The sequence below is a fragment of the Candidatus Pelagibacter sp. uisw_138 genome (genome assembly GCF_059512485.2).
Genome location: NZ_CM183453.2, coordinates 450,001 through 465,448, shown reverse-complemented (window position 1 = coordinate 465,448; position 15,448 = coordinate 450,001). Strand labels below are relative to the sequence as shown.

At 23.9% G+C, this 15,448-nt stretch carries 14 protein-coding genes (1 of these 14 cut by a window edge); 3 read left to right on the top strand and 11 right to left on the bottom strand.

What is annotated here, in order from left to right; all coding sequences use genetic code 11:
• Both AC5YGC_RS02420 and AC5YGC_RS02415 read right to left on the bottom strand, forming a co-directional pair.
• Positions 1 to 1,257 carry a hypothetical protein gene (locus AC5YGC_RS02420; protein WP_496140069.1) on the bottom strand — a complete coding sequence of 419 codons (1,257 nt, stop codon included), beginning with the start codon at positions 1,255 to 1,257 and terminating at the stop codon, positions 1 to 3.
• On the bottom strand, positions 1,250 to 2,068 hold the full coding sequence (locus tag AC5YGC_RS02415) for a glycosyltransferase (protein WP_496140068.1): 819 nt from the start codon (positions 2,066 to 2,068) through the stop codon (positions 1,250 to 1,252). The genes AC5YGC_RS02420 and AC5YGC_RS02415 overlap by 8 nt, the downstream gene beginning before the upstream one ends.
• A gap of 90 nt (positions 2,069 to 2,158) precedes the next feature.
• Here AC5YGC_RS02415 and AC5YGC_RS02410 point away from each other — a divergent pair, with 90 nt between their 5' ends.
• On the top strand, positions 2,159 to 3,304 hold the full coding sequence (locus AC5YGC_RS02410; protein WP_496140067.1) for a glycosyltransferase: 1,146 nt from the start codon (positions 2,159 to 2,161) through the stop codon (positions 3,302 to 3,304).
• A 1-nt stretch (position 3,305) separates the two neighbouring features.
• On the opposite strand, the gene AC5YGC_RS02405 is transcribed toward AC5YGC_RS02410, so the two are convergent.
• From AC5YGC_RS02405 to AC5YGC_RS02365, 9 genes are all read right to left on the bottom strand, one after another.
• Positions 3,306 to 4,229: a hypothetical protein gene (locus AC5YGC_RS02405; protein WP_496140066.1), complete on the bottom strand. Its 924-nt coding sequence runs from the start codon at positions 4,227 to 4,229 to the stop codon at positions 3,306 to 3,308.
• A 3-nt stretch (positions 4,230 to 4,232) separates the two neighbouring features.
• Positions 4,233 to 5,300 carry a glycosyltransferase family protein gene (locus AC5YGC_RS02400; RefSeq protein WP_502314036.1) on the bottom strand — a complete coding sequence of 356 codons (1,068 nt, stop codon included), beginning with the start codon at positions 5,298 to 5,300 and terminating at the stop codon, positions 4,233 to 4,235.
• Positions 5,278 to 6,270 carry a nitroreductase family protein gene (locus AC5YGC_RS02395; RefSeq protein ID WP_496140064.1) on the bottom strand — a complete coding sequence of 331 codons (993 nt, stop codon included), beginning with the start codon at positions 6,268 to 6,270 and terminating at the stop codon, positions 5,278 to 5,280. The genes AC5YGC_RS02400 and AC5YGC_RS02395 overlap by 23 nt, the downstream gene beginning before the upstream one ends.
• A complete protein-coding gene (locus tag AC5YGC_RS02390) occupies positions 6,263 to 7,414 on the bottom strand; it encodes a polysaccharide pyruvyl transferase family protein (RefSeq protein ID WP_496140063.1) in 1,152 nt (383 codons plus the stop codon). Before AC5YGC_RS02390 ends, AC5YGC_RS02395 begins: the two co-directional genes overlap by 8 nt.
• On the bottom strand, positions 7,411 to 7,962 hold the full coding sequence (locus tag AC5YGC_RS02385) for an LbetaH domain-containing protein (RefSeq protein WP_496140061.1): 552 nt from the start codon (positions 7,960 to 7,962) through the stop codon (positions 7,411 to 7,413). Before AC5YGC_RS02385 ends, AC5YGC_RS02390 begins: the two co-directional genes overlap by 4 nt.
• Before the next feature lie 140 nt (positions 7,963 to 8,102).
• Positions 8,103 to 9,014: a glycosyltransferase gene (locus AC5YGC_RS02380; RefSeq protein ID WP_496140060.1), complete on the bottom strand. Its 912-nt coding sequence runs from the start codon at positions 9,012 to 9,014 to the stop codon at positions 8,103 to 8,105.
• A gap of 3 nt (positions 9,015 to 9,017) precedes the next feature.
• The gene (locus AC5YGC_RS02375; RefSeq protein WP_496140059.1) at positions 9,018 to 10,037 is read right to left on the bottom strand and encodes a hypothetical protein; all 1,020 of its coding nucleotides are present in this window, start codon (positions 10,035 to 10,037) and stop codon (positions 9,018 to 9,020) included.
• 117 nt (positions 10,038 to 10,154) lie between these two features.
• Positions 10,155 to 11,561: an exopolysaccharide biosynthesis polyprenyl glycosylphosphotransferase gene (locus AC5YGC_RS02370; RefSeq protein WP_496140058.1), complete on the bottom strand. Its 1,407-nt coding sequence runs from the start codon at positions 11,559 to 11,561 to the stop codon at positions 10,155 to 10,157.
• A gap of 3 nt (positions 11,562 to 11,564) precedes the next feature.
• Positions 11,565 to 13,697, bottom strand: a complete 2,133-nt coding sequence (locus AC5YGC_RS02365; RefSeq protein ID WP_496140057.1) for a polysaccharide biosynthesis tyrosine autokinase — start codon at positions 13,695 to 13,697, stop codon at positions 11,565 to 11,567.
• 336 nt (positions 13,698 to 14,033) lie between these two features.
• Between AC5YGC_RS02365 and AC5YGC_RS02360 the strand changes: the two genes are divergently transcribed.
• Together AC5YGC_RS02360 and AC5YGC_RS02355 are read left to right on the top strand one after the other, a co-directional pair.
• Entirely contained in the window at positions 14,034 to 14,405 is a 372-nt protein-coding gene (locus AC5YGC_RS02360; RefSeq protein WP_496140056.1) for a hypothetical protein, read from the top strand.
• Positions 14,371 to 15,448, top strand: the 5' portion of a protein-coding gene (locus AC5YGC_RS02355) for a polysaccharide biosynthesis/export family protein (protein ID WP_496140055.1). The gene runs 74 nt beyond the window's last position; the window shows 1,078 of its 1,152 coding nt (coding positions 1-1,078); its start codon is at positions 14,371 to 14,373; its stop codon lies off the right edge, out of view. Before AC5YGC_RS02360 ends, AC5YGC_RS02355 begins: the two co-directional genes overlap by 35 nt.

Below are 15,448 nucleotides of genomic sequence, written 5' to 3'. Positions count from 1 at the left end.
TTAAAATTGTTTTTTAATATCTTTTACGTTTATTATTTGAAAACTTCGTAAGTTATTTTCAAATATATCAACACCGATAAATTCATTATTTGTACTCCATCTTGGATGTGCATCACATTTTAAATCTGAGTTTTTAATATTTGTTTCATAATTAAACTCGTAAATTTTTTTAAGTTTATGTGTTTCTAAATTTATTAGATTTATAGGAATCCTCTTATCCTTATTTGGATATTGATCTACAATTAGCCAATTACCATCAAAAGAGGTCATTTGATGGCCATCGGCAGTAAGTTCATCTTTTAAAAAAGGTATTTTTTTATTATTTTCAGTTGAGATTAAGTAAAAAGCATCTTTAAAATTTTTGTATAGAAATTTTGGTTTGTATTTTCTTAACAAATTAAGAATAAAACTTATGGATTTGAATTTAGTAAGATCATTGTTGATTATTGCCTTTGCTAATTTGCTATTTCTCATCCAAACAAGTAATTCGGTATCATTTATCCAGTCATAATGTGAAACTTTGCCACTTGCCAATAACTTTATTTTTTTTGTTTTAAGACAATAACTTAACATGCTAGTAAACATACCAGATTTATCATCAGTAAAATATCTTGCTAAAAAGATAAACTTTTCTCCACTTGGATTAAAGGAACAGTGTCCTAGAAATAAACTTTTTTCTTTACTACTGTCAATATTTAAAAAAGTTGCTACTTCATTTATAGAAATAATTAATTCTTTTATATTGGTATCAAAATCAACTAACCAGATTCCATCGAATTTAGTATCTGGTAAATCCTTTATTTCATTTAAGTTGGCATAGCCATATGCAGGGAAAAAAAATCTCAATCTTTCATAATTAATTGTTACACCTATTGGTTTTTTTGGATGTAAGCTATTTATGGTAAAATCAAATTTTTTAACAACATTACCATTAAGATTTACAACTTTAGATGATAGTTGATTATCTTTATCTCTAAAGTTAAAAATCACAGAATCTTCTAAATGAGGGTACCACATTAATCTTGATCCTTGTTGATAGTTCCATGCATTCGTATCTCCAATTTTTGTAATTTTTCTGTTTAGAAGATTTACCAAAACAATATCAGCTAGGTCATTTATACTTGGTAAAGAATTAGTTTCTTTAGCTAATTTATGAAGAATAATATAATCATTTTTTTTATTCCAGGGAGACACATCATGAAAGCCAAAAAAATAAGAGCCATCAGGTGGTGTTTTATAATAGAGTTTATTAATCAATTTTAATATTTTCTTTTGATTTAATTAGATCTCTAAGTCTATTATAAATAACTATAGGGTTTAGTAATCTATCTATAAAATAAAAAAATTTTGATATCAACATATCATAAATGTTTTTCTTTCTATTAAAGTATTTAATAAATAATCTTTCATGATTCTTGATACTCAAACTTTTATCTGGCGAACCAGTAATAGACAATGAATATTTTCTAAAAGCTCCATATGAATCATTAATTTTTTTTATCTTAAATTTTGATTTATAGACATCAGCAACAAACTCAAAATCCCAACTTCTATTATTTTCTGTATTAAATCCTTTTATTTCATCAAATACCTTTTTTTTAAAAAATGTTGATTGTTGACAAATTAAGCTTCTTCCATACTTGTACATATTGAGATTAAAATTTCTTGATATCATTTTCTCTCTAAAAAAAGAATTTTCATCAACAATTATACCATCCCCAAAAATCAAATCTAAATCAGGATTTTTATTGAAAACATTATTAACTTTAATTAATGAATTTTTTAAAAAAAAATCATCTGAATTAATATATCCAAATATTTCACCAGTTGCATTTTTAAAACCAACATTTAAAGCATCTGCAGGGCCTGTATTATTTTTTTGAAAGATAATTTTTATTTTACTTTTATATTTTAAAATTAACTCTCTACTTCCATCTGTACTACCACCGTCAACTATTATATATTCTGTATTCTCATAGTTTTGATTTATTACAGAATTAATAGTTTCTTCTAAAAAATTAACTTGGTTATACGATATCGTTATAATAGATATCTTATTTTTTTTCATAAATATATTAGATATTATTAATATATTAGATTTGTAACAATAGTAATAATTATATAAAAATATGCATAATTATCTCAGATAATTTAATAAATGAAAATTTTACATATTACTCCTAGTATTAATCCAGCTAGTGGTGGCGTTATAGAATCAATAATACTAAAAAATATATTATATAAAGAGTTAAAAATAGATTGTGAAATTGCATGCTTAGATAAATTTTCAAAGAAATTACTTTTGGATAAAAGGTTACCCTTAGTAAATTTTTTAGGAATTAATAAAAATCCAATAATTAATTATTTTAATTTTAGTAAATGGTTAAATCGAAATATTAAAAACTATGATTTAATAATTTATGATGGAATATGGCAGTTGACAAATTATGCACTTTGGAAAATTGCAAAAAAATTTAATGTCAAATATCACATAGCTATACACGGAATGTTAGACCCATGGTTTAACAGAAACGTCTTAAAATACTTAAAGAAATTAATTTTTTGGTGGTTAATTCAATATAGAGTTTTAAGAGATGCTAAATCTGTAATTTTTAACACTAAGGAAGAGGCAAGATTAGCTAGTAAAGCTTCTTTTTTTCCATACAAAATTCAAAATAATATAATTAGCCATCCTGTCGAAGGTAATCCATATATTGATAAAATAAAAAACAACTCTTTTTTAAAGAAATTTCCTAAATTTAAAAAAAAAAGAATATTATTTTATTTAGGACGGATTCATGAAAAAAAAGGGCTTGATCTACTTTTGAAAGCTTTTAAAAAATTTTCCTTTAATAAAAAGATACATTTAGTGATTTCTGGTCCACATCAAAAAAAATATATTAATAATATTAAAAAATTAATTGATATTTTGAATCTAAAGAATCATGTAACTTTTACTGGTCCTCTTTATAATAAAATAAAATGGGACGCATACTATGCTAGTGAAATATTTTGTTTACCCACCCATCAAGAAAACTTTGGTCTTACATTAGCTGAGGCTATGTCAAGTAAAAGACCAGTAATTACTACAAATAAAACTAATATTTGGAAACACATAAAAAATTATAAAGCAGGATTTGTAGGAGATGATAATGTTATTAGTTTACAAAAAAAAATACAGAAATGGCTGTCTTTAAATAAAAAAGAATATAATGTTATGTGTATTAACTCCTTTAAGTGTTTCAATCAAAAATTTTCTAAAGAAGCTGTGAAAAAAGATTTTAATAAAATATTAAATCGCTAATTTAAAAAAAATTTTTTTTAATAAAGTTTTTAATTTTTGTGGTTAATTTTTCAAATGGCTTTTGTTCTGCTAAATCTACTAAATAATTTTCCCATTTTGGTTGTGATTTAATTTCTTTAATTTTTTTTAAATCTTTTTTCCACCAAAAATTTCCATATATTTGAGTTCTTTGATAATCTAAATGCTGATAATTAGTATTAACAGCATGCATAGTATCATCATCAGGAGCAAAAATTACTACTGAATTATTATCAGTTTGTTTTTTTATAGTTTTACACCAATGCCAAGGAACCCAACATCTATCCATATTTTTATTCCCCTTCCAATATTCTTGCACATAATTATATTCATCTTTAAATTTTAAATAGTGAGTATGATGTATTGACTTATCAGATTGTAAACTAGGATTTATATTTATCATGTATGTTAATGCTTTTAATCTAATATCTGGGTGAGGACTTATTTCATAGCCATCTAGATATTTTTGTATACCTTGATCAAATGTTACTTGATTAAGATCTATAGAAAATTTTTCTGAAATAATTTTTTTAAAAGTTTCCCCTTCAAAAAATTCTATTAAATTGTTAATTATTTTAGAATTTGTTTGCTTAAGTCTATAAGTCATTCCAAAACCTTCGGTCGAACTAACATTATAAACTGTACCAGATTTGTTTTTATGCCACTTAATATAGTCTTTAGGATTTGTTATACATCCTGGAAAAGGTATTGCTGAATAACCTGATTTTTGTAAATGATCTACAAGTTGTTCGTCGTTATTAAAAGAAGGAAATTTAATATCACTTTGCTTTAAAATATTTTGAAAATCATCTTCATTAAAAAAATTTTTAATTTCAATATGTTTGAAGGGTACATAATTGAATTCTGCTTTTGAAATTTTTTCAAGTAAATATGAAACATTTAACATATATTATATATATTTAGAGAATATATGCTTGTCAAATTTGTTAACCATACTTTCTACTGAGTATTTTGAGCTAATAGAATTTAATTTTTGAGCTAAAAATTTATAGTTTTCATGATCTAAATTTTCAACATCTTTAATTAACTGAAAAATTTTCTGATTATCATTTTCCATAAAAATCAATTCTTTACAGTGTGTTAATATTTCATTGAATGATGCGTTAAATTTACAAATAGGGATAGCTCCAGCTGAAATACCTTCAATTAATGCTAGACCAAAACCCTCATAATCAGAAAAAGACATGATATATTCTGACTGTGATAATATTTTTTCATAATCTTTAATATTAAGTTTAGAGTAAATATTTAATTTTTTTATTTCTTCTATTTTTAAACCAACGATAGAATCACTAATTAATACTGAGTTTTTTAAATTTGAAGAGCTTTCCTGGTTGTAATAAAAATTTAAAAATTCCAAATATTTATCTATTTTTTTTGAAGCAACATTCCTTCCAACTAAACAAAATTTATATTTTTTTTCTTTTGATGGTTTAATTGATTTAACTCCACATGGTATTTCTAAGAAATTATGAAAATTAAATTTTTTTAAAGTATTAGAATCGCTATTACTAACACTTATGATGGAAAAATATCTGAACAGTAACTTTGTTATTAAAAAAAAATAAATTTTTTTTATAATAAAATATTTTTTATTGTGAAATAAAAATCCCTGTGTTAAAAAAAATATTTTATGTTTTGTAAAAAGATTGGATACAAAAATAACGAACGAAACTAAACTATATTGAGGGTCACTTAGCACAATCTTAGTATTTTTTTCCATATCCATCATAATTTTAATTAATCTTAGAAAATTAAAAATTAATATTGGAGCTTTTCCAAAACAGCTCAACCAAATTGTTGACTTAATTTCATTATCTGGTTTTTTTTGTGAAATAATTAAATATTGATTAATATTGAAATTTTCTTTTAATATAGAGTTAACCCTTGAAATTCCACCATTCATATTTGGGTCTGTGCTTATAAGAATATTATTAGTCAGATGAAAAAACCTCATTTAATTTTCTTCTTGGAGATGATGCAGCTATATTTTTGGTTACGTTTTCTGCTTCACCAAAAGCAACAAGCATTATTAATCTTTCGGATTTTGGTATAGATGCAATTGTTTTAATTCTTTTTTCATCACAATTTTTTATGGCAAGATTTAATGAACAAGAAACTAGTTTTTCTGATTGTATTCCTAGCATTAACATCATGGAGAATAATGCTCCATCAACATAAACTTGGTTTCTTTGTTGAGGCCCCTGCCAACCACCTAAATCTCCTGACACGATAAACAAGTTATTTATATACTCCTTATAACCAGCCGTACCACCTTGTATTGACAATATATTATTTATATTTTCTTTATTTTGGATTAAATGTGCTCGTGTAGTTTGTCTATTACATTGTGAAGGAGCTTTTTGAGCTACCTCAACAATTCTTTCGATAATATCTTTTTTTATAATAGTTTTTGAGAATCTTCGACTCGATGATCGACTAATCAATTTTTTTCTAAAATCTAAATCAGATAATAAATTTTGATTAGTTATTTTTAAAGCTCTGCCAGGCTTAGTAAATTTTGTATTGTTTATAATAAATTGATTTAAGTCATGAAGTGAGTTTAAAAAAAAAATTTGCTCCTTGTTATTTGTGCCTGTTATTTCTTTATGCATATCCAAATAGCTATTTAAGGCATTATGTGCCTTTTTAACTTCCATAATATCTATAGAAGATATTTTTTGAAGTGAATAAATCATGGAACTTAAATTTTTAAATAGCTCTCTACCAAAAAAAGGTTTTGGCTTAGGAAGTGATAATCCTTTTTCAACTCTATGCGCCTCTATCAAAATATAATATTCTAAATGTTTTTTTTTAGAAATTTTCAGACCTCTATTGCTATGCAAACAGAATAACCATAAATCATCACAATATTCATATAAAAGTTTAATTACTTTTATAAAAATTATAAATGATTTTTTAATCATATTTTTTTTTATCTACTTCACATTTTAGAACTCGATCAAAAAATTGGTCTAAAAAATTCATGCTTATTAATTTTAATTTTTCTAATCTAATTTCTACAGAATTCCAATCAATATTATTTATGTTATATTGTATTAGATCTAGATTATTTATAATCCTAGATTCAAGATCAAGATCTTTTAACAAACTATTAATTCGTGAAGTTCCATTTTTTTTATTTAAAAGAACGTAAAAATTTTTTTTAAAAATAATAGCAAACACCATGCCATGAAAAGAATCTGTGACTACTAAACTTGAATTTTTTAATGAATTAAGCCAAGATTCTACTGAATAATTTCTTCTATTATTTTTGATTAAATTAGGAATATTATTTAAATCGCAAAATGATATTGCTTCAAAATTATTTTTTTTTGCATCTTTCTCTATAATTTTCATTCTCGCAGCACCATTTTCAAAGATATAGGAAAAAATTATTTTTTTATTTTTATCATTATTACTATTTTTATTTCCTAATAATTTATGATAATCATTTACATCAAGTAAAAAAGTTGGATCTAATACTCTTATTGAGTTCATTTCAAAGTGTTTACTTATTAATTCCACACCCGCACTTTCTCGGACTGATATGAATGAAAATTTTTTTAACAACATTTTAGAATCTATTGTCTGCTTTATCGAATATTTCCAGTCATCATGTGCAAAAGATGGTGCATAAGATGCTAAAACATTATTTTTATCTTTATCTACAAATCCAAGAAAAGAGTCGTGAAGCGAAGGTGTGGCACCAACATTCCATATTTGATCGCTACCAACAATAAAATGTTTAATTTCATTTCTTTTAATGAATGAACTAATTTCTTCACTACTAAAAAAATCTTTAGTTTTATTAGTTAAGAATTTTTTTTTGAAACTTTCTGTTGCTATTAATGGTAAAAAATTAAAACAGTTTAGGTTATTTAAAATTTTTATAGTGTTCCATTTAGTTTTAACAAAAAATAATATAAGAGATGACTTTCTACAAGCGCGTTTTGAAAATAAAATAGGTGTAAAGTTTTTTTTTCTTAAATATTCACTTAGGGCGTACTGCTGTAATATCCCCCCATAATTCCAATTTAATGGTAAACTAAATATTCCAATCTTAATCATTTTTTATATTTCCTTGTTTTAATTAATTTTCCTGGATTACCCATGTAAACACCATTAATTATTGTGTCTTTAAATATAACTGATCTAGCCCCTACTACTGTACCTTGAGATAATTTTACACCTGGTCCTATAAAGGCATCTGCACAGACCCAACAATTTTTTTCAATAGAAATTGGGTGTGTATAGAGTGGCAAGGATGGGTTTTTAAAGCTGTAATTATGAGAACTAGAACATAAATGTGAATATTGACTTATAATAACATTTTTATCAATTGAGATGTGTCCTTGATTATAAATATTTACACATTTGCCTATGACACTACCTTTCTTTATGGATAAATTTGATGGTAACCAAATTTTTACACTTGGGTAAATTCTCACTTTCACATCAATTTTTGCACCAAAGACTCTTAGAATAACTCTTCTATATCCTGAAAAGTATAATGGTGAAAACCTGAATAATAAGTAATAGACGACACTCCACAATACTCTTATGAAGTTGGTTCTAAATGTAAATGTTGATTTAGCTTTATAATGTTGTTTTTTCATATTTTTTGACCTGATATCAAATTTTTAAATCAATATCATATTACAATATTGTAACAAAATTTAGTCCTGATACAAAATTATCTGATCTGTATTCAAATTTTTTAAAAGCAACAGGCGTTGATTGACAAATTTTGCTCATTTTAAGATTTTAAACTTGGAAGTTCAGATAGCTTTTTTATAATTTCATCATTATTGTCCAGGCCTTTAATTGCTTTTTTATATTCAACTAATTTACTCTCAACAAGAAACCTGTACCAAAAACCTTGTAAAAAATGATAAATTAATCCAACTTTACCATCTAGAAAGCCTAATAAAAAAATATATCTGTATAAAAAATATAATAATGGTCCTAATCCAATTGGTAATTTGTTATAAAAGCTTTCTTTGAAAAATCTTTTTAGAGAAACATTGAACGAAGTGTTTTTTGTACTTAATTTTTTTTTGTCATTTTTAATTTTCAGATTATCTAGTAAAATATCAACAACTTCTCTACCAGCATACCAATCGTGTTTATTTATAAAAAAACTTAAATTATTTAAATTATGGTCACAAAAATTATTTTTTAATGTAATTGTTTTACCTCCCTCAACCATAATATGCTCATCCATCCATCTATCCTCGATATAACCATGACCAGTTCTCCATAATCTTAATAATATAAGTGGGTACCTTCCCCCAAATTTTATCCATTTATCCATAAATATATGTTTTCTTTTTAAATTTATGCCAACTATATCTTTGTTAATATTTGGCAATTTATTTTTAATCTCAATTATTAAATTATCTTCAAGATATTCATCAGCATCTATTCGTAATATCCACTCAGTTTTAAAATTAATATTATCTAAAGCCCAAGCAAATTGTTTTGATTGGTTAATAAATTTATTCTGTAAAATTGTTGAATTAAAGGATTTGGATATTGCTATAGTATTATCCGTAGAATATGAGTCAATTATATAGATATTATCTGAATATTTTTTTATTGATTTAATGCATCTTTCGATATGTTTTTCCTCGTTATAAGTCAAAATTATAACGGATATATCTAGCATATTCTATTTTTTTTTGAAAATTTCAGATATTTTTTTATTGATTTCTATTTTGTCAGTAGACTTTATTTTATTAACATGGGTACTATTTTCTTTATTCACATCTTGATCAAATACATTCATGACTATGTTTTCACTTTTTATAAGTTCATTTATTGAATTAATTTTTTCAATTAAATTAACTCTTTCACCTTTAAGATTATTGATTTCAAAATTAATATTTTTAAATTTATTTTGAGAATTCAGCAATTCATTGTTAATCCTTAAGCTATCCTCTTGATAAAAAATTATTTTATTTTTAAGATTTTCTATTTGTGTATTTTTTTCTTCAATAATATTTTTGGGTAATTTTAAAGTATTGGTTAAGACTTGTAGTTTATCAGTTTCTTTTTTAAGTTCATATTTTTCATTCTTGAGGGTTTTTAAATTACTCTCTAAGTCTAAATATTTTGATTCTAAATTTTTATTTTCAGCTTGTAATAAATTTGATTTTATAATCTCTTTTTTAAGTTCATATTTTTCATTCTTGAGGGTTTTTAAATGACTCTCTAAGTCTAAATATTTTGATTCTAAATTTTTATTTTCAACTTGTAATGAATTTGTATTTATAATCTCTTTTTTAAGATTATATTTTATCTTATTTTTTTCATTTACTAAGTTCAAAATATCATCTTTTAACAATATATTAGTTTTGTCTTTTTCTTCTCCATGAAATTTTAATACGACAATTTTATTTCCCAAAGAAACTAATTCTTCTTTTAATTCAATTATTAATTTGATTGTATTTTTTTTTACTTTATTTTTAAAAAAATTATAAAGTTTATCTAATAACTCATCTTTATTTACATTATGAATAATAACTGGCACTCTTTTTGTAAAATTTTTATTTGGTATAAATAAAGGTTTCTTTTCATTGTTAGTTTTTTTAACTTTATTTAACTCTACATTATTATAAGCTGGAGTATCTTTATTTTTAAGTATTGAATTTGACGCCTTAATAATTTCTTCTATAGAATAAATATTCATTATAATTCACTTACAAGTTTAATTTTTGTATTGTGAATTATTAGTACTAATTATGAGTCAACTAAATATATCAAAAATTTATGTCATAAAATTAGATGTAATATATTAGTATTTTATTTAATCATTCTTCTTAAATACAACGTAAAATGTCCTTAAAATGATCAAATAATCTAGCCATAAGGTCCAATTGTTTAAATACCATAAATCATATTCCATTCTTTTACGCATATGCTCTGGTGTAGGTGTTGCACCCCTTAAACTATTGACTTGAGCCCACCCTGTTAAACCCGGATTAGATTTATGTCTTTTTAAAAAATTCTTAAATAGAGAAGAGTATAGTATATCGTGTTCAACCATATGAGGTCTTGGTCCAACAATAGACATATCGCCAATTAAAACATTATAAAATTGAGGTAACTCATCAATACTAAATCTTCTGATGAACTTTCCCATTTTTAAAACCCTACTGTCTCCTACTTGAACCTGGACAGTTTTATCAAAATTAGTCTTTTTGAGAGATCTTAATTTGTAAATCTTAAATCTTCTTCCATCCCAACCTGTTCTATCTTGTGTGAAAAATAATGGAAATCCATCTTCTAAATAAACAAGCAACATAGAGATGGCAATTAATGGTGAAAAGCTAATTAAAAATATTAAAGATAATACCTTATCAGAAATTATTTTTAAAAGTAATTTGAAACCATAAAATTTTGATATTTCATAATATTTAAATTTATATTTATTATTAATTAAATTTTCCTTTAATTCGACAACTTTAGAGGCTACATCAATGATTAAAATATCGACAGAAAATTTTAGCACTTTATTTAATAATATTTCTATGTCATTTGTTTTATTATCTAAAATCCAAATTTGACCAAGAGAATGATATTCTAAAATTGATCTGATATCTGCTATTTGTGTAAAAATTGGAATTTTTAATTCTATCCTTAATTTACTTAAATCTGTGTATTTATCAGTTATTATAAGACAGCATTTATAAATATTAATTTTCTCTCTATGCTCATTCATTAATTTTAAAATATCTTTAAATTCACCTACTAGCATTATATTCCGTTGAATAATATTTTCATTAATTAAGTAATTATACGAATAATTTGTTAATATTTTTGTGAAATATAAAATAAAAATAATAAAAAACACCATATATAAAAATGATAAAGTTAAATTTATCTCAAATATAAAACAAAATACTAAATATAATAAAATTGAAATAATTAATGGTAAAATATCATATTTTAAAAATATAATAAAATTTGATTTATATTTATTTGTATTATTTAATAATATTGAGATTAAAAAATAAATTGGAATTATAAAAACTGAAATATCATAATATTTTGAATTTGTATAAATATTAATATTAAACAGATCAAAAATTGTTTTAAATTCCAATATTGAAAATAAATATATTGATAATAAAATAGAAATTACTTTTAAAAGTGATGATATCTTTATAAAAAAAGTATCATCATTTTGAAAAACTTTTTCAAGTCTAAACATTATTTAAGTTTTATTGTAATAATTTGATGAATAATTATAGTTATAATTATAATTATAATAACTATCTTTTGAGGTGTCTAAATCATTAATAACAATTCCATCAATTTTAGCACCAACATTTTGAATCTTTTTTATAGAGGACATAAAAGCTAACGTTCTTGATGTTTCAGATCGTATAATAAATAAATTATAGTCCGATGCTTGAGTAAGAATTAATGTATCAGATACAGGTTGAACAGGAGGCGAATCAATTATTACATAGTCATATTGTGTCTTCAATACATCAAAAAACTTTTTAATCTGTTCTCTACTAACAATGTCCGACATATCAAATCTCTTAGCACCTGATGTAATAATTTCTAATTTAGTACCTGGAACGGTAAAAATTGTATCTTTTAGACTGTTATTAGAGGATATAATCTCCCCCAAACCAAAAATTTCCTTATCAAATTTATAGAAGCTATTTAGGACTGATGGTCTTCTAATATCAGCTTCAACAAATAATACTTTGTAAGTTTTCTCTAATGATAAAGCTAAATTAAAAGCATAACTTGTTTTACCTTCAGAGGGGTTACTAGAAGTTACTAAAAAACTACTATTTTTTTTAAATTTAGCTTCAATAATTGCCCTTGAAGATCTTATAGCTTCTGAAAAATTAGACTCACTATCTTCTAAAAAATTTTGTAAAATATGATAGCCCTTTTTAATATTAATTACTTTTGGCAAGATACCAATTTGTGGAATATTTAAATGTTCTATAGCTTCTGGTGTTTTAATTACGGCAGAATTCATTTCTCTATAAAATATTAATCCATAAAAAAATAAAGATGCTACTATCAGAGAAGTTATAAAATTTTTATACGGTTTAGGAGAAAATGGCCCGTTTGGCAAACTTGGAGTTTCAATTATTTTTAGTTTAGATATTTGTAAATTTTGAGCTTCGTTAGTTTCTTTAACTCTTTGTAAAAAAGTTTCATATAATTTTCTACTACTTTCAACCTCTCTTGAAAAATTCATCATCCCAGCTTCTTTTTCTTCTATCTCCCTTAAATTGTTTTTAGCATTTTCAAGGTCTTTCTTAGATAAATTAATAAAATTATTAAGATTGCTCAATTCAAAAACTTTAATTTGAATAACTTCATTTAAAATATTCTTTAATTGTTTTTCTAAACTTATATTTAATGTCTTTGCTTGAGTAACTTTTGGATGTTTGGGTGTGTACACTAATAATAATGATTGGATATTATTTTTGTTAGCTGAAAGATTATTTTTAATATTAGTAATTTCTTTTCTTTCATTAAGATCATTAATAGCAAGTAAAATATCTACGTCACCGTTTGCAGCTTTAACAGAAATTAAATCATTTTCGTGTTTTTGAATCTCCTGTTTGGTTTTAAGAATATTATTAGAAATAGATTGAATTTCTTTAATTATTAATTCCTTAACATTGCCCGTATCTACTAAATTATTTTCTTTTTTATATTTAGCTAATTTTTTATCAGCTATATTCATTTGGATAGCTAATTCTTTTAAACGTTCTGTAATCTTTATATTTGCATAGTTAGTAATTTGAATTTTGCTATCTACTTCATATCGTTGATAAGAATCTATAATATTTTTTAAAGCTAATTGTGAAACTTTTGGGTTATTTGAAACAAAACTAAGCAATAAAACATCACTTCTAGGAACATTTTTTACGACAAAATTATTTGATAAAATAGATTTTATATAGTCTTTATCAATAATGGTTTCTTTTGATAATATTCTTTTAAAAATGTTCTTTTCTACCGATGAGTATAGTACTTTAAACTCAAGTTGGTTTTGTTCATCACTTACTATATATTCTATTACTTCGTCACTTTTTAAAATAGCAATTTGATTATTTACTCTATTTTGCATGCTATCTATTGAATAAGCTTCATCAATATTTACAATTTTATTCTCATCAGGTGCGATGACTAGTGTTGCTTCACTTAAATATTTTTTTTCAATATTAAGAGATATAAAAAATACAATGATTGAGACTAAGAATGTGGCTATTAAAATATTCTTTATATTTTTTTTAGCTAGTAATAAAAAAAAGCTTAGGTCTCCAAGGTCAAATAAATTGAATAAGTTTCCTATTCTACCAAACATTAAATTAATTTACTTAATGACTGTGAAGTAAATATCTAAAATAAGTTTACCTAATTAGTAAACATAGATTTTTTATGAATTATTTCCATGAAGTCTAATTTTAAAAAATTTTAACTCAATTAACTAAAACTCTAACACAAAATACTTTTCTAAAACTACCGAAAAATAACACTAATTAATTTGGTAAATAAAAACTACCAAACACAATTATATTTTTTCTAACAACTATCAAAAAATACTATTTAATATTGATACTAATATTTAATTCTTGTAACGGTAAAAACTTATCTATACCTTAATTAATAATACTTTGTAAATTTACTTTACTAACTTTTTATGGATAGACTACTAGACCCACACACCCAGAAAATATGTGACGCATTACTTTCAGATATTATCAATACAGCTGATAATGAAGAAACATGCACAATAAAGTTTTTTAGAAAAGATTTAGTCACTATGACTATTTGGCTATTTATACTCAAATCTTATAATGAATACAAAGCTATCAACATTGAGGATATTGCTCGTGAAGTAGCGCCATCAAGTAGAGTCTCTAAACCATCGTTACGTTTAATACTTGAGAATGCTAAAATAAAAAATTTTATAAGGTTTGTTGATAATCCAAAAGATAATAGATCTTGGATAATTGAACCAGAAGATATTACAATAAATGAATTTAAAAAATGGACTCAAATTTTTTTATAATATCATTAAGATAATTTTTATAATTTTTTTTACTTATAATTGTAGCTCTTTACCTGGTATTAATAAAAATCCCAAAAAACAAAAAGGCTCAAAGATCAATCTTGAATCATATACTATTAATAATGTTAAAATAGATATTATAAAAATTAATGAACTTAATGAAAATCAGATCAGTAAATACAATAATTTACAAATAAAAGAGCTTAAGTATTCAATAGAAAAATTTCCAAATATTTATAATTATAAATACGAATATGCACTTGGTTCATCTGACGTAGTATCTATTAATTTAACTGATACTGATGATATAGATGGTTCTTACACTATAGGACCTAAAGGATATATTGATTTACCATTTATTGGAAAAATCAAGGTAGATGATTTAACTCTAAACCAATCAAAAGAAATACTAGATTCTACTTTGAGTAAATATTATACAAATACAGATTTACAAATTAAAATAGAACAGTTTAATAGTAGTAAAGTATACATATTAGGTGCTGTTCGGAACCAAATTACAATAAATCTCGATCAAAAACCTATTAGATTGATTGATGCTGCAATTCAAGCAAGTTACAATCCAAATTCTCAAGATAAATCATTTGGAAGCAAAGGCTTGCTTAGAAGAGATAACAAAGTTTATAAAATAGATATAAACAATATATTTCAAAGCACAAATGCTAATGACAACTTCTTTCTTAAAAAAGACGATGTTTTATATGTGGATAGAAACTCTGATGCAATACATGTTTTTGGTGAAGTAACAAAACCAGGTGTCTATTTTCCAAACAAGGATTATTCATTAACTGAATTAATATCTACCGCTGGACTAAATAACTTAACTTCAAACGCATCAAAAGTTTATGTACTAAGAGAAAATTTTAATAAATTCTTAAAGATTAATATATTCCAATTAGACATTACTAATCCAACAGGTTTAATATTAGGCAAAAGATTTATGCTTCAACCTAAGGATATAATATTTATACCTGCAGGAGCAATGGTTCGATGGAATAGAGTAATAAGTTTATTGATACCGCAAA